The sequence below is a fragment of the Bernardetia sp. Wsw4-3y2 genome (genome assembly GCF_037126295.1).
Taxonomy (GTDB): domain Bacteria; phylum Bacteroidota; class Bacteroidia; order Cytophagales; family Bernardetiaceae; genus Bernardetia.
Map to the genome: position 1 here is coordinate 321638 of NZ_CP147017.1, position 19158 is coordinate 340795.

Here is a 19158-nt window from a genome sequence, read left to right on the forward strand (position 1 = left end):
CTAAATAGTTTTAATTAAATTTACTTTCGCCAATATACGAAATTGTTCGTTATTAGTTAAAGTATATTCTAATTCTTTTATGTAGTAATTAGAGTACTCTAGCCTTATGCGCTTCAATAAATCTAAGCTTTGCAGTTCTGAAAAAGTAAAAATAATTTCTCTTTCTACTTCGCTTTTGTCTAAGAGCTCAAGATAATTTTTCCAAAATTGATTGTATAGGACCTCCCATAACAGCGAATAATTATTAGTTTGAAATTTTGCTTGCTTATCTACATAAGACATAAAATTAATTGATTTTACTACACCTTCTTTGAGCCAAAATTCTTTTTGTAAAATATTAAAGCCTTGTACGTACCCAAATTTTGCAAAAGAATTTGGCATCCTCAAACCTCCTTCTAGAAAAGGAAACGCAAAAACATCTGGAAAAGCCTGATAAAGTGGCAAAAAAGGAAAATTACTTACAATTGGCAGTTTTCCATTTCCGATTATTTTTGAAGTTAAAAAGCCTGTATTTAGCTTTTCTATCTTTTCCATTTTTTCTTCTAAATTGTACTTTAGAATATATCCTGATGCAGTTTCTTTTTCTTTCTCTGAAAAAAACTCTGTGCACTCATACTCTTTTGCAAGTTTATTTGAAATAATAGAATTTGCAGTATCTATTTTTAAAATTTTACGAGTATGATCGTAATCTGCATTAATGCAAAAAAGGCTTTGAAGTTCTGTAATTAATTCAGCGAAAGAAATATCTGGTAAGCAGTCTGCTACAAAAAACTGTAGATATTGTGTAATATGCCAAGTACCCGAGTTTTTTTCTGCAACTGCATAAGCATTTGTTAGAAACAACTTTTCGACTTCTATATCTTTCAAAAAATCGCTTTCTAACTTCCATCCTACCAAACTTAATATTTTTTCTATTAATGCAGTAATGCGAAAATTTGGCAAAAATACTGCATCGTTGTAGGCTTCATATTCGGCTGTACTTTGGTCTACTGCATTTATAGCAATGAAAGGAAAGCCAATCGGGTTTGTACTATCTGTTTCTATTTCTGCAAGAAAAAAAGGAAAACAGTATTCTGAATTTCTAAAATCTACTAAAGAATAAATTGCATTTGCGTGTGTTTTTGCTAGAGTTTTATTATAAAAAGAATCATTTAGATATGGTAAAAAAGCTAAAACAGAAGGGTTTACAGAATTTGTTGTTTTTGTGTTATCTGCATATGCGTAAAAAGGTAAATTTGAATCAAATCGTTCTATTTTTATTCTATCTATTCCATTTGGAGTAGCAATAGCATTGCTGTTAGTATCTGCATTAATAGCATTTGCTAAGTCGGACATAAGATTATCCCATGTGCTTGTTACGGTATAAGATATGCCTGTTACAACTGCCGTAATAGAGCCTGTAAAGTTGCTCCAAGGAGTGAAAGCATTTATAATAACAGAACGTAATTCTAAATCTACAAAATGATTATCTTCTGTAATAAAAAATGTCCCTAATTCATCAAAGAGCGTGTTTAATTTACGATTAAATAAATCTACTTTTTTATTTAATTGTAGATTAACCTCATATCCTGTATTACTTCTTTTTGTTATCAAATCTGCTTTAAACAAACGAACACCATTTGCACGTAGAATAGCCTGTAAAGTTTCTGCTTTTTGTTCTTCTAAAGTGTTAGAAATAACGCTGTTATTTATACGAGAACGAGGAAGTGTAAAAGGATATGAATACGACTGTTTATCCTCTTTTTCTAGTATTGTAAAAAGAGAAGATTTTTGTTTTATCGTAATTTTTGCATCGTTTTGTAAGTCTAAAGATGCGCTTCCTGTGCTTATTTCTAGCATATTGGTTTATTTAATCGTTTACAATTTCATCTGGCATACAATCTAACTTTTCGAACACTTCAGTTACGAAAAAAGGAACTTGCTTTTCATCAGTCCAGCCAATTTTTTCTAATTCTACTGGAGAAATATAATAGCAAACCCAGTCTTTTTTTTCTTCTTGTTCTGCTGTTTTTTCTATTAGTTCTTGTCCTTCGTATTGTTCTAAATTGTAATACCTACTTGGGTGAAATTCTGCGTAAGAATACCCCCAATTTTTAGGATTTTCTACTTTAAAATTATAAGCTCCTTTAACTATTTTGTCATCAACAATACTAAAAATAGTTTCTGCTTCAGAAATAGGAAAAATAGCTAAAGCAAGTGTAGCTTCGTTTGAAAATTCTACACCTTGGTAAATCTTTTTAGAAATTTCATCTCGCATGTTATCTAATATGCGTACTTTTTCTAAAGCAGAATCTTGTTTAAAAATTAGTTTCATAGTACGCTATATTTTTCTTTAAGCTTTTCTGTGATTATATTACTCTCTTCTGTTGTAATACTATCTTTTATTTGTAGTATTCTATATATATCTGTTGCTCCTGCTCCTCCTACTGTAATACCTTGAAGGGGAAAGAAATCCTTGATATGAGAATGATGAGAATGACTAAAATACTGTCCATCCACAAAAGCATTCATACTGCCAAATTGATAAGCAGAACCTTGTAAATCTCTAAATAAAAAAGGCATATTCAAGTAGCTTGAAAAGCTAGGTATTAGATTTGAAGTCCCCCCTCCTCCTGCGTTATATGCAGTAAACAGCTTACCACTTCCATATGCAAGTCTTGCAGAACCATAGAGGTAATTACTGGTATTATCCCAAAACTCAAGTATGTTTGAGTTAGCTAATTGTGTAGCTTTTCCTACAAAAAATAGACTTAAAGTAGTTACACTTGTTCCTGCTAAAGAAGGTATAGAAGGATAAGTAATTTGATATTTTTGATTTGCAGAAAGATTTATATAATTGTTTTGTTTTGTTCCTCGTAAAGTAGGAGTAGATTGTGTTATTTGAGGAATTCTATTAATTCTGTCTTTTAGTGTTACAACCTGTTGACCATCATTTACACTATCTACACAATAAGGATCTTCAAAATTGTAGTCTAAGAGTAATTCTAATTCTCTAAACTTTATCTCTGCAAAATAATCGTTATTTGGCATTGAAAAAGTAAAACTTCTTGCTCTTTTGACAGAATTCTGATCTGGAATAGATACCACTGTATTACCTGCTTGTACAACACTATCAAAAGTCGCATTTATTATGCGACTAGGAAAAGAATAATTTGGATAAGAAATGTCTATTGTAGAGTCATCTAAGAAACCTAAATCTAGGTCTACAATTCCCCAAGTAACTGTTATAGAAACACTTTCGCCTATTTCTATGCTTTCTTCAGAATTTGGCGCAACATCTATAGTAATTGCATCATATTCTACTCTTACGTAGCTATTTACTGCACCTGTGTTACGAATTGTAAATTTTGGCAAAGTAGGAGGTGTAGGAACTTCTCCTAGAACTGGTCTAAATATCTTATTTGTATAGTGTTTGACATTGTGAGCGTGTTCATACTCAAAAGATAGTCCTATTAATCCGTTATTTTTTTGACTGTAAATATGCTTTATTTTTTCTGCAAAGATTGGAATAAATCCTGTTTCTGCTTGTATGAGCATTTCTCTACTAAGGACAAAATCTTGCTTTACAACAGACTGCAATCGATTTAGAAAAGCTGTATTTGCTGTTCCTCCACGAGTTCCCTTTTGAGAAATAATGAATTTTTGCGCATCTGTGAGCGCATAGTTAGCAAAATCTCTTTTAGAAGCTGTTTCATTTTCTACTTCTAAAAACTCTTCGAAATCGCCTTGACAAACTAAAGTGTCAAATACACCGAAACTGTTTTTTGCAAGAAAATATTTTGCTTCCCGGTTTGGTTGATCTGCAATCTCATACCTGAAGTATTGAGATACCAGGAATGAATTATATGCAGCATATACACTCCACGCAATTATATTTTTAAAAGGTTGTGTAGATTTAGCTTTAATTATATCGTAACGAGTTGGAATACACTGAATGTGATAACCTGGCAAGTAATCAAATAATCTTACTGTTTCTTCAGTGTCATCATCATAGTAGATTTTGCAATCTACTGTCAAATCTCTATTTGCTTGAGAAGCAAACCAGTATAAAAACTCGTTTGCATATTTTGTAGTAGATTTTGGATCTTCTACGCTTGTTAAAAATCGTCTATCCCCATTTAGAATATCTCCAAAAAACCAATCTTCTTGTTGTTGATACGAAAAATTTTCTCTGTCTAAAGCTGCATCTACTGCTTCTACTAAATAATATCTGTTTTCGATAGAACCTGACATCCCATCTAGTGGAATTTGTGTTTTTGTACCATTTACAACTTCAAATATTTTTATGTAAAATTTTGGTGTTGTATGTTGTACAATTTGTGTAGAGTTAAAATTAGGAACAGGAATATTAATGCCTTGGTAGTCCTGCATTTTTTGCTGTATTTCAAAAATTACAGTTCCTGAAGAACTTGGCTCTTCGATTAAAGATTCGCCTAATTTTGCAAAAGAAAGTGTATTTATGTCAAAAATACCTATCTCTAGTTCTAAATAATAAGAATTATTTAGATGCCAGTTTGCATCAGCTTGTAGATTTATAAAGACAACATTTCTAGCCCACGCCAAACGAGGAGTTAGAGTATCTGGTTTTAGAAAGGATGCGCTATTTAGAGTTACTGCCATATTTTATTGTCCTTGGTAATTTTTTATAGAATTCATTCTATCATCTACATCTTTAAATTCAGAGTAAACAACATAAGATTTAGATTCTCTTTTCATATTTTCAAATGCTTCTCTATTCATTCTAGTTTCTGCTATCAATCGCATCAAAAGCTCATCTGAATTACTATTTTGATTTGTAGTATTATTAATAGTTGTGTTACTTGTTCGGATAGCCTGTTGCATTCCTGCAAAATTTGGCTGAACGGCTGCTCCGTTTGTCTGTGAACTTTGCAAAAGTGCGTTTATTAAAGGAGAATTGTTTCTAGTCGTATCTTTAGAAAGAAGTAAATAGCTTTCTCCTCCTTCCATTTCTCCGACTTTCTGACCTGCTTTATTTATCATACTAACTCCTCCATTTGCATGACTATCTCCAGTAATATTAATTCCTCCTCCTTTTGAATATTTATCAAATTTTGGTGCTTTTGGCATCTCTGCTGTACTCAAAACTTGTTTTGCTTTTGCGATATTTCCAATTACTACTGCAATTCCACTAGCTATTTTTATAGCCATGTCGATTGGAGTAATAGAAGTAGCTGCACTTTTGGAGGTAATAGAAGAGATTGCACTTGCTGTATCTATTGCGAGTTGTGCAATGGTTATCATTTTTTGAAACTCTAAATAACCTGCTGACTGTTCGCCCATCAAGTTATTTGTAGCTGTGAAGATGTCCATCAAAGAACCTGCAAACTCAAAATTTGCTTGTCTTTGTTTTTCATTTTCTTCTATTGTTTTTGCCGTCTGTGATTCAGTTTGTTTGTTGTAAATCGCATCTATGGCATCTGCTTTAGCTTGTTCTAAAGCTGTAATTTCTAAACCATGTTCTTCAGCAAGGCGAATAAGCTCGTTATACTTATTTTCTACTGCAAGCAACTCAGAGTCGAATTCGTCTAATAATGATTCGTCTATTTGTTTTCTAGCTTCTTCTTTGGCTGCTAGTTCCTGCTCTTTGTATTTTTGTTCGATAGCAAGTCTTTCTTGCTTGAAGAGTTCAGTAAGCTCATTTTCTCTAGCCTGTTTTTCGGCTTCTGAAATTTCTTTTGCTTTTTGGAATTTTTCCAATTCGGCAAGCATAGCATTATACTTGTCAGCAACGGCTGAAATTTCTTTTTCCTGTTCAGAAAGCGTACTCTCAAAATTTTCTTTTTTATACTGCTGAATTTTATTGTTAAATTCTTGCCATTGTTTTATTAAATCATCAGTTTCCTTATTAGCTTTTTTGCCTGCCGCTTTATTATTCGAAGCAAAAAGCCTTTGATTATTAGTAGCAATAAGTTGATTTACTTTTTCTTCTATTGCTTTACGCTGTTCTTCAGTAGATTGCGAATAAAATTCTAACTCTTGGATAACTGGATTTTTATCGGAACTGGACAGTTTTTTAAGTCCTTGTACTTTAGCAATTAAGGATTCTTGTTTTTTTGTGAAATCTTCTAGTTTTTTTTCGGCTTCTACTGTATCAACTTTTGGTTTTATTTCTATTTTATCTGCTCCTTTGATGTAGCCTTCTGCGAACTTTTCGCCTACTTTTACGGCATTACCATACGCTAAATCTTTCAAAACCTCCCAAGTTTTAGAGAGGGCTGATTCAAATAATTTCAAATCGCCTGTTGCAATCGCAACTAGCAAATCTTTAATAGCTTCAAATCCATCTCCAACTGTTTTGAAGAAATTTTGAAACACTTGCTTTACTGCTGCAACTGAACCTGTTACAATTCTGCGAAATGTTTCAGATTCGTTATAAAACTCTATAAAATCTTTCTTTGCTTCTTTAATTTTTTTTGCAACATAATTAAACTGAAAAGCTAAAACTTCGACAACTGCTGCCAAAATTTTGATAGAAGACCTCCATAAATCAGACTCGCCATCAAATATCCCAAATGCATTTATTACGTCCCAAACTGCACCAAAAATAGTTTTTAAGCTATCCCAAAGTTTTGAGAAAACTTTTATTAATGGCTGCAAAGATTCGGGTGCTTTCTCCGTTTTTGAAAATAGTTTTGTGAATAACTGTAAAGCAACCTGCATAATAGGCTGAAAAGTTGAGCCAATTCCTGCAACGAATGAATTCCACGCTTTGCCTGCTTTTTCTAAAGTAGCTGCAAAGTTTTCATTTTTTAGGTTGAATTCTGCTTGTAAAGAAGTAGCTAAATCAAACTCTTTTGCTGCAAGAGCTTGTTTTTCTACAACTAAATCTGTGTTTTCTGCGAGCTGCTGCATTACTGCAATAGCATCATCTGTTCCGACTTTCATATTAGTTAGAGCCGTGATGATTTGGTCATTATTCAAACCTTGCATACTTTGCCCTAAACGTAAAAACATTTCATTTGGATCATTATTCAAGAGGTTTTTAAATTCTTCTTGAGTAATGCCAATTTGTGTAGCAAAAGCTCCTATATTTTTACCTGCTTCTAAAATAATACCTCTAACACCTCCAGCAGCTTGTTCTGCTGTTAATCCAAACTCCCCAGTTAGTGCAGCTCCTAATCCTAAAGTTTCTTGAATGGAAGGAGCTAACTTTCCTAATACTCCCAATCGATTAGCAAAATCAGACACTTCGGGCGCACGAGCTTTACCTGCTGCGCCAAGTGCATTGAGTGATGAACCTATTCTATTCATCGCTTCATCAGCTTTCAAATTTTTAGTTTCTTTGAAAAGTGTTTGAAGTGTACCAACTTTACGAGTAATTTCTTCAGCTCCTCCACTAAATTCATCGCCAAGGGCAACATTCATTTTGTCCACTTGCTCGGTAAATCCTTTTATTTCTTCCTTTTTGATTCCAAGCTGCCCTGCAACTTTTGCAATTTCCCTCAAACTTGCATTTGAGGACCTGGTATCAATCTTTCCTAATTCAGAGTTTAGACTTTTTACTTCCTTGGCTGTCATTCCTGTACTTTTCTGAATATCAGAAAGCTCATCACTTATTTTGGCTGCTCCTGTGGCAATCCCAATGACAAAAGAAGTAATCCATTGGAATGCCTGCATAACAATTTCGCCTCCAATTACTCCAGCAGCCATTACGCCAAAGCCTTTGAAGGAAGAAGTGAATTTTTTCCAACCTGTTTGTGTAGAGTTTAGCTCATCATTTTGACTACGAATTTGAGTATTCAACTCATTAAAACGCTTTTTCATTTCTGCCCATTTTGGGCTTGAAGACACTGTATTATCTAGCTGTACTTTTAATTTTTTAGCTTCTTTTTGTAATTGTCGCATTGTCATGTCTTGCGCTCGTAAAGAAGCTGTAGTTTCTTCTATTTTTTTCTGATTATCACTTGCACGTTTTAGTGCATCATCATAATTTTTTACACTAGATTCTAGTTTTTTTACTTCTTTATCTTGCTTATCAAACTGTTTTGCAGCATTTTCATTTTTCTTTACTTCTTTATTTGCAGCTTGTAGCTGTGCTTTATAGTTAGAAATAGAATTTGTAAGTGCATCAACTTTTGTTTTTGCTTTTCCATATTCTGCTGTCCCTTCACTTGTTTTTGCAAGTGTATTATTTGCAGATTGTAGCAAGTTATCATATCTAGAAATAAAAGAGTTAAGCCTTTGCACTTCTTTTTGTGCAGACTCAAACTTTTCTTTTCCGACTTTGTATTTCTCTAACTTTTTGAGTGCGTTTTCATATTGACGTACAGGACCTCCTAAAGATTTTATTTCATTCTTTAGTTCTGATTGTGCAATTTCCAACTTACCAAGCTCATTTATAGCTTGTTTACCGTCAATTATTGCTGTTACCTGTACTTTTTCTTGTGCCATTATTTCTCTAAATTCTTGACTGTTTTTACTGTAGATTCTATTAGTTTATAACTTATTCCTGATGCAAGTGAGTTGAGTCTTGAATACCATACACTTGACCACCAAACTTTGCCTTTTCTGCCTTTTTTCTTTCTTCTTTTTATTCCTAATGCTTCCTCCATTTGTTGCCGTTGCTGTTTTTTAGATTTAAAACCTACGCCCATATCGACATATCTTCCATAAGTTTTGAAAATCGTATCGATAATTATTTCATCGCCTTTTCGTCTTACAGATTCAGAAAGAGTTTTTTCCAAATCCCCTGAATCTTTTACATCAAGTCTTTGCATTTCTTGACGTAAAAATTGATTTGTTTTTGCTGAATATTGTTGAGCAAATTTGAAAGTTTCTATTATAATTCCCATAATTTGAGACTAAGGAGAAGGAAGACAAGGAGGAGCTACGCCAACTGAATTGTAAGGTTGAGTATCTCTACGACCATTCATTTTTTCTACTATTACTAGAAATGGTTGTCCATTTGTTGTAAATGTGTAGAAACCATCATTTGAAGGCTGTACAGTTCTATCATCTATTATACTAGAATCCGAGTTATATCTTATAATTATTCTAGTTCCTAAGTCTAAAGAATAAGATAGCTTATAAGTACCAACTCGGTCAAAGCGACCATAATTATATAACATTCGCCTTTCAATCGGGTATGTTCTGTTATGAGAAAATCCTTCTCCACTTTCAAAACAACCAGTAGGTTCTACAATTACTTCTTCTCTTTTTTCAAATTCAAGAAAAGGAGCTAAATAACGAGAAGCACAACGCACCTCAAAAATCATTTCATTAGCATTTTCTACTAATTGCCCTGATTTTGTTGAAGCCGAAATTAAAGCCCAATCCTCTTCTGTTCCAATTACTCGCCAAGTATCATTTTGACTTTTGACCAAAACGGTAAGAGGTTCATCTTGTAACTGTGTAAAATAATTGAGCAATTCATGACGATTTTTAGCAACTGCAAAAGAAAATCCTTGTTCTGCAAAATAACCATGCTGTGATGTGTTTCCTTTTTGGTCGTGTAGAGCAGATAAATAAGTATGATAAGCAAATTCAAAAACGTTTAATAGTTCATCATTTGCAGATATTTTGATTGTTCCTGTACCTCTATATCTTTCGATTATGACTTGGTTATTTTGAAAATCGCATCTTTTCAAGATTCGTATTTCGCAAATACCTCCAAAATTCCATTCATTTTCTGGGTAACGTGTTATCATTCTTGCCAATCCTCCTTTCTGTATTTGACATAATCAGATACATTTGAAGTAATTGAAAATGTAAAGAGCATACCAAAACAATTATCGAATTTAGGACCTACTTTAAGCGTTTCGACAGAATTAGCATCAAAATCCGTAATCATTTTTGGGCAATTATGCGAACGAGAAGACTGTTTTTTGTCTTCCAAAATCTTAGCTATAATTTTATAGCCTATTATTTCCGCTTCTCTATAAGTCTGATCTTGGTTGCGAAAATCATTTTGTTCAACATGTTTTATTATCATAAAACCTCCTTCAGATTGATGATAAATAGGACTTTCATAATCATACTGCTGTAATTGTCCTTCGTAGGTTGTAAGGAGCATACAAAACTCATTGAAATCCATATCGGAAATCATTCCGTTTAAGGCTTCATGAATATCAAGCGTAGTAAAACGCTTTGATTCTTCTGTGTGCAGAATATCAACTAAAGATTTAGCAATAGCTTCAAAATATGTTATGTAATCGCCTATTGTCATTATTCTGCTCTTATTCCAGTAAGTAATTTTAGATTAAGTGGTGTAATCTCTACTTCAGATTGTTCAAAATAGATTCTATTACTTGGATTATTAGGATTTAGGTTTGTTAGAGCTAAATCGCTATACATTCCTTTTTGAGAAGATTTTAAACTCATTGCAGCAAAGACTTTATGAACTGAATATCCATTTTGAAAGGCAAATGCTAGAACAACAGCACATAAATCAGCAAATTCATCAATATCTTTATGTTCTGAATTTTGAATTTCGGCTAGTTCTTCTCTGATTTTTAAGGCATAGAGCTTATTTAATTCGGTTTTATCCGTAATATTTTCAAACTTACCTTCTTTCAATTTCTCTTTGATTTTCTCTCTTATCAGTTTTTTTGGTTTCATTTTTTTGCTTGTCTTTTAGCTTCAGCTTCTCGCTCTTTGCTATGTGTGATTTCCATATTTAGATAATTTAGAGCTGTATGAACTGGTTCTTCTCCTACTTTTTTCATATCTGTAAGACCAACAGAAAGGCTTTTTATGATTCCTACCCAACCAAAATTTGTATAATTATATTCGTTCGGTTCTGTGTCTTGAGGAAAAACTTGTTTGTATCGTTTTACAAGTTCAATTTTGTTTCCTTGAAACCATAGAAGTATAATATTGGCATACAAAGGGTTTAAGTTGGCTAATAACTTTTTTGAGTTCTTTGATTTTGATGTATAAAGAACATTCAAAAAAGAAATCAAATGAGCTTTGTCTTTTGTCTGAATGTACTTTTGTGAGAATGTATCAGCTTGTACAAATTGCCAAAAATTAAGACTACCAAAATTCTCTTTTCCTTTGAATTTCGTAAAACGAATTTTGAAAGAAGGAATAAATTGTTTTGTAATATGACGTTCAGATTCTTCTACCCAGTCTGCAAAATGTTCTATTTTCCATAAATCCGTTTTTCTTATTTGTCGTAGTAAATAGAGTAATCTGAATTGATACCATTTCAGATTTATAAAGAGAAAGAAAATTTGCCATTTGCTCATTTTCTTAGAAAGAATTTTTTTTAATTGAAAAAAACTAAGCTCATCCCATGTTGATGGGAGTAGCTTAGTTTTTAGTAATTTGTTATTCTCCCTTAATTCGAAGGTATTCATAAGGCGATTTCAAAGTTGCTGCTATGCCGTAATGGTCTTTATCGTAAATATTTTTCTCTTGGATTCCAATTTCACGCAAGAATTTAGGAGCAGAATACGAAGGACAAAGTTTTCTTGATACTTGATTATGTCCAAGCCACTCAATTTCAGGATATAATGCTGTGTATTGCTTGACTAGTTTTTCTGTTCTTTCGACTTGCGCTCTTGAAATTATACCTGCGTTTAATCCTCCTGCATACGAAATATGTAGTGTATTGCCATTTTTGATACCATCAAAAGGAGTCGTTCCAACACCATAAGTAACCAATTCATCCTCTACTAAGAAAACTGCTGTACCATCAAGTTCAACAAAAACATGATAACCTCCATTTGGAGAACCATCTTCCCAACGCCCTCCTTGGGCTAATGGCTTTCTTAGATATTCATAAACCCACCGAGCAGTTGCTTTTGGGTTTCCTGCTCCTGTGTGCAGAACGCCAAATTTGATACGCTTTGCAGGTTTATGTAAATGTAGAAATAAATCTTCCTCACTTATTTCGTTTAGAACTGGTGTGTTTTCTAGGCTTGTGTCAGGACTTGGGAGGTTATCGTTTTCACTAACTCGGGGCTTTTTTTTTCATCCCCTTCTGTCAAGACAATATCTAAATTGCCTTTTGTATTCAGATTTAGAAGCATAAGTTTGTAGGCTTGTCCTGTTGCAATAGTATCATCTGCATCATCTTGGGAGATTTCACCACGCTGTACACGTTTACGCAAAATGTGGGCTTGCTCATCGACTGCGAAAACAGAAAGTTCAGAAGATTTTGCTTCAAGCATTTGTTCCATTTGCTCCTCATCATTTGGGTTGCTGTCTGTGAAAATGGACACAGAATTAATCACAATAGCTACAAGAAAAGTAAGAAATTTTTTGAATTTTGCAGGAACTTTGCGAAAGATAACCTTCGATAAATGGCTCGCTGCGATTTGTACGAGGAATGACATAATAAATAAATTTGAGTAAAAAGTAAGTAATTGGAATAATTAACAGACTCAAATTTATTTGAAAAGAGGAACTTAAAGAATGTTGTACGAGCCTTTTTTACCCTATTTATTCCTCTTTTACATAACCAAAATATTCTTCACAAAAAGCTTCTAATTTAGGAATGTGCTTTTTTGGGAATGCACGAATACCGTACAAATATTTTTGCAAGGTCTTATCAGGAAGTTGTGCGCCTTCTTCAACGCCTTGTATGCTCAAAAAAGGTCGACGCTCTTCTATAAACTTTAAAATCTTTGGCTTTTCGGGTTGTTCGGGTTGTTTATTCATAAAACAAATATACAAACAATTGTCTAATATATTAGGCTAAATCAATAAAAATTTGTAGTTTTGATTTCAATTATTTTATAAACAAAAGCACAACAATTTATCAACTTTTCGAAGGGTAGAATAAATGTTGTGCTTACAAAAACTAAATTTATGCAAAGCAAAAGTAAAGAAAAAGGCAATGAGAAAGAAATATCTTTCAACGACAATTCTCAACAAATTAAGGAAGTGTCAAAAAACACGATGGATTATATAAAAAGTGATAAATGCAATACTAAAGAAGATTACATTTCAGCTTTTGATAATCACACAAAAAAAATGATTCAGTTAGCTTCTGAATAAAATCAAAAAGGCTTTCATTTCTTTTAGTTTTGAAAGTCTTTTTTGTTAATTTGTTTTTGTAGAACATTTCTACATTATCAACAACTTAACAAATCATAGAATGTACAGTAAAAAAAAGTTTTTTAGCTATAAATCTTTGATAGTTGCTTTATTATTTGGTTTTTTATCTTCTTGTGGTACAAATACACAATCTACTGAGAATAAAACGACTGAAGAAGTCGTAGATATATCTGGGGAAGTAGATATGACAACTCAAGAAGACATTACAAAAGCAGCAAACAAAGAAATCTTCAAAGACCAATTTAGTCCTTATGATGGCTCACACATCAATTTTGAATATGATTTAAAAGGTTTATTGAAAGATTCTGATAGTTATGAACACATAGAAACCAAAATAGTAGAATTTAGCGAGGATATGCAGTTTATGACCATAATTACAAAATACAAGGCTAGAAATAGTTTTGGAGGAATGGTTGTAGAATATAAAAAGGCTAAAATAGATTTAGATGGAAATACCGTTGAAGTTTATGAATAGTTAACCTTTGTTAAATTAATTTATCAAATAGCCTTTCAAACTCGTTTTTGAAGGGCTATTTTTTTTAAAATAATTTTTATTTATAAAAGACTTCTTGTTTAAAAGATATATTTACTATATTTGAAATATCAATCACAACTAATAACTATATGGAGCTTGAAGAATTTTTAGAAAAATGGGGAATAAAAAAAACTAATTTATCTCTAAAACTTGGACTAAGCTCTGGGGGATTGTACAATAAGTTATCTAAAGATAATGCAGATAAACTTACAGACAATCAAAAAATAACCTTATTAAAACTTCTAAAAGAAGAAATGAAAAAGGATATTGAAAACTTAAAAATTTAATCAATTAAAAAACCCATTGGCGACCGTGAGAAGTTTTACCAATGGGCATTACACTTTAATCTGCAAGACAAAATGCAAGACAAATTTAAAGAAAAAGAAACTGCGAACCAAACGCAGACTGGAAGCGTACACGCAAAAGCGAATGAGGCTATCAATTCAGAAATGAAAGAATCTCTATCTATTCAGATAGCAGAAAAAGAAGAACCTCTCCACATTCGTAAGCAAAGAGAAATGCTTATTGAAGACAAAAACAAACTACTAGAAACTATCAGTGATTATTTTGGTCAAGATGGTTTAGCTGTTCCACTCAAATCACTAAATATCGTTTTTTCAGATTGGATTTCTTATCTACCTGAAAATGAATTTGAACAAAGTGATATTGCTCACAAAACCATTGATTTTACTCGTATAACTACTTTTTTATCACAACTTTACGACTTAGATTTACGAATGAAGAGACGTATTGATATGATAGAAGGAAAATAAATCACAAAAAAAAGCCTTTCAAAAACTAATTTGAAAGGCTTTTTTGTTTGTAAGTAAGTGGATTTATTTCCGTTATGCAGCAAATTCTGTTGTTGCTGATGTTGAGATTGCAGTAAGAACAGCAATCAAATCATCTAACTTGTTTTTTGGATAATTTTCTATTCTAAAGTCTAAACCATCGGCATCTTTTATGGTAATTGTTTCGTTGCCTTTGTTGAGTTTAGCTTCTGTAAAAATTTCATCTTGATTTACTTTTATGGTAATAACTGCTTCTGATACGGTTGCCATTGTTTTAAAATTTAAGGTACATAATAAGAATTGTTTTTGTCATTTTGGATAACTTTAGGTTGTCCAAAGTTTTTAGAGTTTTCGTACAGGGGATAATCTTTGTAGTTTTCATCTAAGAGAGTTTTGAGTTCTCCTAGAGCTGCGTTTCCTTCTTCGTATAATCTGAAAGAAAAAGCGTTTAGAACTTTTCCAGTTGCTTGTTTTCTTGAAAACAAAGAATTATTTGATTTTTCTGGAATAGTAGTTCCATCTGTAGTATTTTTTAGCTGCTGTAAGTCGGTGTATTTTACATAACCTAGATACAAAATAGCCTCTTTGATTGGTTGTAAGAGTTTTTTATTTAACTCACTTACTTTGTTTTCTTTGTATTGTGTGAGTAGCTGCTCATATAAAGAAGGAGTCAAAGTAGCTTTGATTTGCTTTTCTTGAACATTCTTCAAATCAGACTTCATTTCTATAAAATGTCTTGCTTCAATGTTTAAAGATGATGCGATTTTGTTACACTCTTTAGAGTTTTTTACAAAACACTCTGTAGAATCTGTAAAAAATTCAGATTTTCGCCATTTCAAAAGCTCTTTTTTTTCAGCATTCTCTGTAAGAAATTCTAAAAGTTCTTCTAGTGCATAGTTTGCGTCTTCTAAATAAGAATCTTTTAATGCTTTTATTTGATGTTCGAAAGCTGTTTTTTGAGTTGGTGTGCTGACAATATGAATTCCAGAATCTGTTTCTATAACTTGCCTTTTTGCTGTTGAAATAGCAAAAGCGTATAATACTATAGTTTCTTGCAGATAAGGTAATAGTTCTTCTTCAAATTCATTCAGTTCTCCTTCATCATACTTTTTAGAGAAATCTGAATAAAAATCTCTAGGAATATATCTAAATAAAAATTTTGTCGTTGCTGTTTTCAGAGAATGACGAATATTTTTAATACTTTTTGTAAGTGCTACATTTTCTGTGTATTGTTTCACTTCTAAAGTATCTTTTATAAGTAATTTCATCTTTGCTTTTAGTTAGGTTGTGGGTTTGTTTCTCTATCTTTTGGCGAAACTTGATTGAGGGTTTGCATGGTTGTTTTTTTGAAACGCCATTTGATGCGCTTTCCTAACCTTTTATTCCAACCGTTGTATTTTGAGATAAATGAAAAAGGTTGCAAAAGTATATCTTCATCTAGAGTTGTAAGAAGCCAATACAAGTTCATGTGTTCACGAACATCTGAGCCACTTCCTGCTCCATGTCCAGAATTATTTGGAGAGTTTCCTCTTAAAGCAGTAGGTACTTCTAAAGCAAATAACATATTACTATTTGCTTCTTGGCTATCCTCTAAGTAAATGCCATCTTTTATTTTATCATCTAAAGGCTCAAATTCCCAACCTGGATATTTTATTCCTCCTCCTTTTGCTTCAAAAGCATAATGTGAGAAAAACACTTTTCCTGCATTTTCTTCTCCAGACATAAATGTTTGAAACTCATCAAAGACTAATTTCTGTTTTTCTATTTTTTCTTCGTGCGTATATTTATTCCAGTCAGGGTATTTCATTAACCAGAAATAACTAGGAATTTTTACTACATATTTTACAGTAATTTGATTTTTGAGTAACGCCTTTTTGAATAAAGGAATAGCTTCAGCTAAATCTAGCCATCCTGAACGTACAATAGATTGCCATTCAGGTTCTTGATAACCTATAGAAGCTGTGGACGGATAAGACAAAGGATAAATAAAATTATATTCTTTTCTAGCTTTTAAAGTTTCTACATTATCAAAATAAGCATCTAAAACTGGGCGTTTTATTGCCTTTTTTTCAACTTCATCAGAATCCCAATTTGATTTTATATAACAGTATTTGAATCGTCCATCAGCTTCTTGTTTAGACCAACGACAAAAACTAGCTTCTTGAGCAACTAAAAGATTTATTTTTTCTCTATTTACTGACAAAACAAGCTCAGGAAATACATTAGAAAATGTATAAAAGTCTTTTAATGCTTTTGCTAAATACTGTACTACTTTAGAATCTTCTATCCAATTTTCAATTTCATCATCATCTAAAGGAATAAATATTTTTTCTTTTCCTTGTGTTTCATAATATCCATATTCTAAACCTAAAGCATATAAAGCTTTTACTTTCCAGTTTAAAGTAGAAGGAATTACTGTGCTTTTTCTAATTCTTTTAATTAACTGAGCAGGAAAATTATTATCATCTCCCCAATAAAACACCTCTGAACTTTGACTTTCTGCGTCTAAATCTTTTGGATTTGCAGGTAAAGGCTTTTTTGCATTTGTGTATGTTGAAGTTGATACATGAGTGAGCAGCCCTAATTGTGGAAAAACAAATGCTTCTCCATTCGGTGTACTTCCTGCGTGAATGACATTGTCTACCATATTATTTTTTGAGAATTGAAATGAGTGATTAGGCGAATATGTACTGTTCTGATTTCTCCAGAGTTTAGTAAAAGAATATTTCTAGTAGAGTTTTCCCAATGATTTGCTTTTATTGTCTTGTCCTTTAAAGCAAGTCTTCTATATTTTTTTTGAAGTTCTGTTAGTCTTGCCAGTTTTGAAATGACACAATTTTCAAAATAGAGTAATTGTCCTCCAGTCCTATTTTTTCGATCTGCTGTGTACAATCTTAGAGAAAAAGGAATCAAATTATTATCCTCGTCTCTAGCATTCATTTGCTTTAGAGCATCTCGTAAAAATATTGTTTGGGTTGAAATCATTTTTCTAAAAGAGCTAGATATTTATCTTTCCAATACTCTTTTTCACTATTAGCTTCTTCAATACTTTTATTTTTTAAATCAATGACTTCATTTTTTTGAGCAATTAACTCTTTATAGGCTTTTTCCATTTTATCAGTTAGAGTGTTTCGTTCTCTATTGATAAAATATACACCAATTAGTAGCAGAGCAACAACAGATAGTTTACTAGCTAAATCAACTAAATCAACTGTTGTAACTGTAGCTGTACTTACATTCATTAATGTATCAAATACAAGATATTTGGCTGAAAAAGACAGTAATAAAGCATTGAGAGCATTTTCTATAACTTGTAGGTTCATTCTTTTTTTAGATACAAAAAAGGAAAGAAAACACGAATGAAAGAATGTTGTACGAATTTTTTTAACCCTAACTAACTATAAATTTTTGTCTATTATAAGTTCTGAGACATGAAAACTGCTATAACCTGTAAAAATTTAAAGCAAAAAAGCCTAGATTTTTCTTTTTGCTTTAAATTTTTGCCGTCATAATTCTTGATAACTCTAAAAAACTGGTTACTTTGTTTCCTTTTTTTTAGAGTTATCAAGAATTATGAGTATGCCTTCGCCCAAATTCAAAAAAATAGTACACTATAAAGCACAAAAATCTACCTCCAAAAAATGAATTTTGGAAGTAGAAAAGTTTGATAAAAAAATGATTTTATTTAGATATAATTATTTAACTCTTTTTCTAGTTTCTTTTTTGAAACTTTACTATTTACTAAAACTATTTTTACTGCTTTTTGATAGTCGACATCTTTATCCATCAATTCAAGAACTTTTTTAGCTTCTTTACTTTTTTGGATTTCTTCAACTTGCAAATTTGAAAAAAGGTGAGAAATAAAATATTTTTTGTGTTCGTCAGCATCTTCATCTATATTAAAATCTTCTACAATCTTTTTCCCTTCTTCATTCGCTTTTGGTACTTTTGGCTTACTCCAAAATAGAAAAGCTTTAGAGCCTTTTTTTACCTTAAAGCCTTCTTCTTTCCAACCTAGAAAAGTGTTGAATCTTTCGACTCTATACTGGTTTTGATAGTGTTTTCTAAGAATTGCATTTGTATTTTCGCAATCTTCAAAAAATTCGGCTGTTAGTGCATCGTCTTCGATTGCTTTGTTTAGATTTCTGCTAAGATTTGAGAGAAAAATATATTTTTCTTTTCGGCTTGTGCCGTATTCGGCTGCATGTAGATTTGCAAATTCCGTAATTTCTTGTATATTTGTCATTGTAATAATTAATTTTAGAAATAAAATTGATTTAAAAGCCTTGCAGATAGCCGTCTGACAAGGCTTTTTTTATTAGAAATTATAATTCTGTATCAAATTGTTTGAAGAAATTATATATAATATTCCAGTATTTTAAATAACTAGGGGGGTAAAAACAGTTACCATTATTTGTATAAAGATTATAGTTAAATGAGCTAATTTTAGAAGCAATAAATTTGAGTTCTTGAACTTCATTTTCAAACTCTTTTTTTGCGACCTCTTTATCTTCATAATCAATAGGATTATTTTCTTGATAATTAATGTTATATGCCATTTGGTTACCTATGTAAGCGTACCAAAAACAATAACATATTATAGACTCAATTACCTCATTTTCATTGTCATTTTTATAGAAATAAATATCTTCTTTTATTTCTTCGATATGATTTAGCAAAAAAGATTTTACTTTTTTATTTACTAAAACATGTTCTAATACTTGACAAAATTTTTCTTTTTCGAATGCGATTACTGACATAGTAATAATTAATTTAAGATTGAAAATTGATTTTAAAAAGTCTTAT

Annotated in this window: 23 protein-coding genes; 4 read left to right on the forward strand and 19 right to left on the reverse strand. The window is 31.7% G+C overall.

The genetic code is table 11. The features are described from left to right. From V9L05_RS01220 to V9L05_RS01275, 12 genes are all read right to left on the reverse strand, one after another. The gene (locus tag V9L05_RS01220) at positions 1-1839 is read right to left on the reverse strand and encodes a hypothetical protein (protein WP_338814045.1); all 1839 of its coding nucleotides are present in this window, start codon (positions 1837-1839) and stop codon (positions 1-3) included. A gap of 10 nt (positions 1840-1849) precedes the next feature. Continuing rightward, entirely contained in the window at positions 1850-2314 is a 465-nt protein-coding gene (locus tag V9L05_RS01225; protein ID WP_338814046.1) for a hypothetical protein, read from the reverse strand. Beyond that, positions 2311-4620 carry a hypothetical protein gene (locus V9L05_RS01230; protein WP_338814047.1) on the reverse strand — a complete coding sequence of 770 codons (2310 nt, stop codon included), beginning with the start codon at positions 4618-4620 and terminating at the stop codon, positions 2311-2313. Before V9L05_RS01230 ends, V9L05_RS01225 begins: the two co-directional genes overlap by 4 nt. Before the next feature lie 3 nt (positions 4621-4623). After that, the gene (locus tag V9L05_RS01235) at positions 4624-8412 is read right to left on the reverse strand and encodes a phage tail tape measure protein (RefSeq protein ID WP_338814048.1); all 3789 of its coding nucleotides are present in this window, start codon (positions 8410-8412) and stop codon (positions 4624-4626) included. Continuing rightward, entirely contained in the window at positions 8412-8813 is a 402-nt protein-coding gene (locus V9L05_RS01240; RefSeq protein WP_338814049.1) for a hypothetical protein, read from the reverse strand. The genes V9L05_RS01235 and V9L05_RS01240 overlap by 1 nt, the downstream gene beginning before the upstream one ends. A gap of 9 nt (positions 8814-8822) precedes the next feature. Next, a complete protein-coding gene (locus V9L05_RS01245; RefSeq protein WP_338814050.1) occupies positions 8823-9668 on the reverse strand; it encodes a hypothetical protein in 846 nt (281 codons plus the stop codon). After that, positions 9665-10186 carry a hypothetical protein gene (locus tag V9L05_RS01250; protein WP_338814051.1) on the reverse strand — a complete coding sequence of 174 codons (522 nt, stop codon included), beginning with the start codon at positions 10184-10186 and terminating at the stop codon, positions 9665-9667. Before V9L05_RS01250 ends, V9L05_RS01245 begins: the two co-directional genes overlap by 4 nt. Further along, the gene (locus tag V9L05_RS01255; RefSeq protein ID WP_338814052.1) at positions 10186-10578 is read right to left on the reverse strand and encodes a hypothetical protein; all 393 of its coding nucleotides are present in this window, start codon (positions 10576-10578) and stop codon (positions 10186-10188) included. Before V9L05_RS01255 ends, V9L05_RS01250 begins: the two co-directional genes overlap by 1 nt. Then, positions 10575-11210 (reverse strand): hypothetical protein, encoded by a 636-nt coding sequence (locus V9L05_RS01260; RefSeq protein WP_338814053.1) that lies wholly within the window; start codon positions 11208-11210, stop codon positions 10575-10577. Before V9L05_RS01260 ends, V9L05_RS01255 begins: the two co-directional genes overlap by 4 nt. An 82-nt stretch (positions 11211-11292) precedes the next feature. Beyond that, positions 11293-11856, reverse strand: a complete 564-nt coding sequence (locus V9L05_RS01265) for an N-acetylmuramoyl-L-alanine amidase (protein WP_338815405.1) — start codon at positions 11854-11856, stop codon at positions 11293-11295. 23 nt (positions 11857-11879) lie between these two features. Then, positions 11880-12302, reverse strand: a complete 423-nt coding sequence (locus tag V9L05_RS01270) for a hypothetical protein (protein WP_338814054.1) — start codon at positions 12300-12302, stop codon at positions 11880-11882. A gap of 106 nt (positions 12303-12408) precedes the next feature. Continuing rightward, positions 12409-12627, reverse strand: coding sequence for a hypothetical protein (locus V9L05_RS01275; RefSeq protein ID WP_338814055.1), 219 nt, complete (start codon positions 12625-12627; stop codon positions 12409-12411). A gap of 150 nt (positions 12628-12777) precedes the next feature. On the opposite strand from V9L05_RS01275, the gene V9L05_RS01280 reads away from it, so the two are divergent. From V9L05_RS01280 to V9L05_RS01295, 4 genes are all read left to right on the forward strand, one after another. After that, complete coding sequence (locus V9L05_RS01280) at positions 12778-12966, forward strand: hypothetical protein (RefSeq protein WP_338814056.1); 189 nt, start codon at positions 12778-12780, stop codon at positions 12964-12966. A gap of 100 nt (positions 12967-13066) precedes the next feature. Continuing rightward, positions 13067-13501 carry a hypothetical protein gene (locus V9L05_RS01285; RefSeq protein ID WP_338814057.1) on the forward strand — a complete coding sequence of 145 codons (435 nt, stop codon included), beginning with the start codon at positions 13067-13069 and terminating at the stop codon, positions 13499-13501. A gap of 149 nt (positions 13502-13650) precedes the next feature. Beyond that, positions 13651-13848: a hypothetical protein gene (locus tag V9L05_RS01290; protein WP_338814058.1), complete on the forward strand. Its 198-nt coding sequence runs from the start codon at positions 13651-13653 to the stop codon at positions 13846-13848. 72 nt (positions 13849-13920) lie between these two features. Beyond that, positions 13921-14334, forward strand: a complete 414-nt coding sequence (locus tag V9L05_RS01295) for a hypothetical protein (protein WP_338814059.1) — start codon at positions 13921-13923, stop codon at positions 14332-14334. A 72-nt stretch (positions 14335-14406) separates the two neighbouring features. On the opposite strand, the gene V9L05_RS01300 is transcribed toward V9L05_RS01295, so the two are convergent. The 7 genes from V9L05_RS01300 to V9L05_RS01330 all read right to left on the reverse strand — a co-directional run bounded on the left by V9L05_RS01300 (position 14407) and on the right by V9L05_RS01330 (position 19112). Next, complete coding sequence (locus V9L05_RS01300) at positions 14407-14622, reverse strand: hypothetical protein (RefSeq protein ID WP_338814060.1); 216 nt, start codon at positions 14620-14622, stop codon at positions 14407-14409. 11 nt (positions 14623-14633) lie between these two features. Further along, positions 14634-15620 (reverse strand): DUF6712 family protein, encoded by a 987-nt coding sequence (locus tag V9L05_RS01305; protein ID WP_338814061.1) that lies wholly within the window; start codon positions 15618-15620, stop codon positions 14634-14636. A gap of 8 nt (positions 15621-15628) precedes the next feature. Next, entirely contained in the window at positions 15629-16999 is a 1371-nt protein-coding gene (locus tag V9L05_RS01310) for a hypothetical protein (RefSeq protein ID WP_338814062.1), read from the reverse strand. Continuing rightward, positions 16993-17337, reverse strand: coding sequence for a hypothetical protein (locus tag V9L05_RS01315; protein WP_338814063.1), 345 nt, complete (start codon positions 17335-17337; stop codon positions 16993-16995). Before V9L05_RS01315 ends, V9L05_RS01310 begins: the two co-directional genes overlap by 7 nt. Beyond that, complete coding sequence (locus V9L05_RS01320) at positions 17334-17675, reverse strand: hypothetical protein (protein ID WP_338814064.1); 342 nt, start codon at positions 17673-17675, stop codon at positions 17334-17336. Before V9L05_RS01320 ends, V9L05_RS01315 begins: the two co-directional genes overlap by 4 nt. A gap of 362 nt (positions 17676-18037) precedes the next feature. Then, positions 18038-18598, reverse strand: coding sequence for an ArdC-like ssDNA-binding domain-containing protein (locus V9L05_RS01325; RefSeq protein ID WP_338814065.1), 561 nt, complete (start codon positions 18596-18598; stop codon positions 18038-18040). A 79-nt stretch (positions 18599-18677) separates the two neighbouring features. Continuing rightward, complete coding sequence (locus V9L05_RS01330; RefSeq protein WP_338814066.1) at positions 18678-19112, reverse strand: hypothetical protein; 435 nt, start codon at positions 19110-19112, stop codon at positions 18678-18680. Positions 19113-19158: the final 46 nt, after the last annotated feature.

Bases quoted from the DNA above. Each gene is read 5' to 3' on its own strand.
- V9L05_RS01220 (WP_338814045.1), bottom strand. From the start codon at position 1,839: ATGCTAGAAATAAGCACAGGAAGCGCATCTTTAGACTTACAAAACGAT.
- V9L05_RS01225 (WP_338814046.1), bottom strand. From the start codon at position 2,314: ATGAAACTAATTTTTAAACAAGATTCTGCTTTAGAAAAAGTACGCATA.
- V9L05_RS01230 (WP_338814047.1), bottom strand. From the start codon at position 4,620: ATGGCAGTAACTCTAAATAGCGCATCCTTTCTAAAACCAGATACTCTA.
- V9L05_RS01235 (WP_338814048.1), bottom strand. From the start codon at position 8,412: ATGGCACAAGAAAAAGTACAGGTAACAGCAATAATTGACGGTAAACAA.
- V9L05_RS01240 (WP_338814049.1), bottom strand. From the start codon at position 8,813: ATGGGAATTATAATAGAAACTTTCAAATTTGCTCAACAATATTCAGCA.
- V9L05_RS01245 (WP_338814050.1), bottom strand. From the start codon at position 9,668: ATGATAACACGTTACCCAGAAAATGAATGGAATTTTGGAGGTATTTGC.
- V9L05_RS01250 (WP_338814051.1), bottom strand. From the start codon at position 10,186: ATGACAATAGGCGATTACATAACATATTTTGAAGCTATTGCTAAATCT.
- V9L05_RS01255 (WP_338814052.1), bottom strand. From the start codon at position 10,578: ATGAAACCAAAAAAACTGATAAGAGAGAAAATCAAAGAGAAATTGAAA.
- V9L05_RS01260 (WP_338814053.1), bottom strand. From the start codon at position 11,210: ATGAGCAAATGGCAAATTTTCTTTCTCTTTATAAATCTGAAATGGTAT.
- V9L05_RS01270 (WP_338814054.1), bottom strand. From the start codon at position 12,302: ATGTCATTCCTCGTACAAATCGCAGCGAGCCATTTATCGAAGGTTATC.
- V9L05_RS01275 (WP_338814055.1), bottom strand. From the start codon at position 12,627: ATGAATAAACAACCCGAACAACCCGAAAAGCCAAAGATTTTAAAGTTT.
- V9L05_RS01280 (WP_338814056.1), top strand. From the start codon at position 12,778: ATGCAAAGCAAAAGTAAAGAAAAAGGCAATGAGAAAGAAATATCTTTC.
- V9L05_RS01285 (WP_338814057.1), top strand. From the start codon at position 13,067: ATGTACAGTAAAAAAAAGTTTTTTAGCTATAAATCTTTGATAGTTGCT.
- V9L05_RS01290 (WP_338814058.1), top strand. From the start codon at position 13,651: ATGGAGCTTGAAGAATTTTTAGAAAAATGGGGAATAAAAAAAACTAAT.
- V9L05_RS01295 (WP_338814059.1), top strand. From the start codon at position 13,921: ATGCAAGACAAATTTAAAGAAAAAGAAACTGCGAACCAAACGCAGACT.
- V9L05_RS01300 (WP_338814060.1), bottom strand. From the start codon at position 14,622: ATGGCAACCGTATCAGAAGCAGTTATTACCATAAAAGTAAATCAAGAT.
- V9L05_RS01305 (WP_338814061.1), bottom strand. From the start codon at position 15,620: ATGAAATTACTTATAAAAGATACTTTAGAAGTGAAACAATACACAGAA.
- V9L05_RS01310 (WP_338814062.1), bottom strand. From the start codon at position 16,999: ATGGTAGACAATGTCATTCACGCAGGAAGTACACCGAATGGAGAAGCA.
- V9L05_RS01315 (WP_338814063.1), bottom strand. From the start codon at position 17,337: ATGATTTCAACCCAAACAATATTTTTACGAGATGCTCTAAAGCAAATG.
- V9L05_RS01320 (WP_338814064.1), bottom strand. From the start codon at position 17,675: ATGAACCTACAAGTTATAGAAAATGCTCTCAATGCTTTATTACTGTCT.
- V9L05_RS01325 (WP_338814065.1), bottom strand. From the start codon at position 18,598: ATGACAAATATACAAGAAATTACGGAATTTGCAAATCTACATGCAGCC.
- V9L05_RS01330 (WP_338814066.1), bottom strand. From the start codon at position 19,112: ATGTCAGTAATCGCATTCGAAAAAGAAAAATTTTGTCAAGTATTAGAA.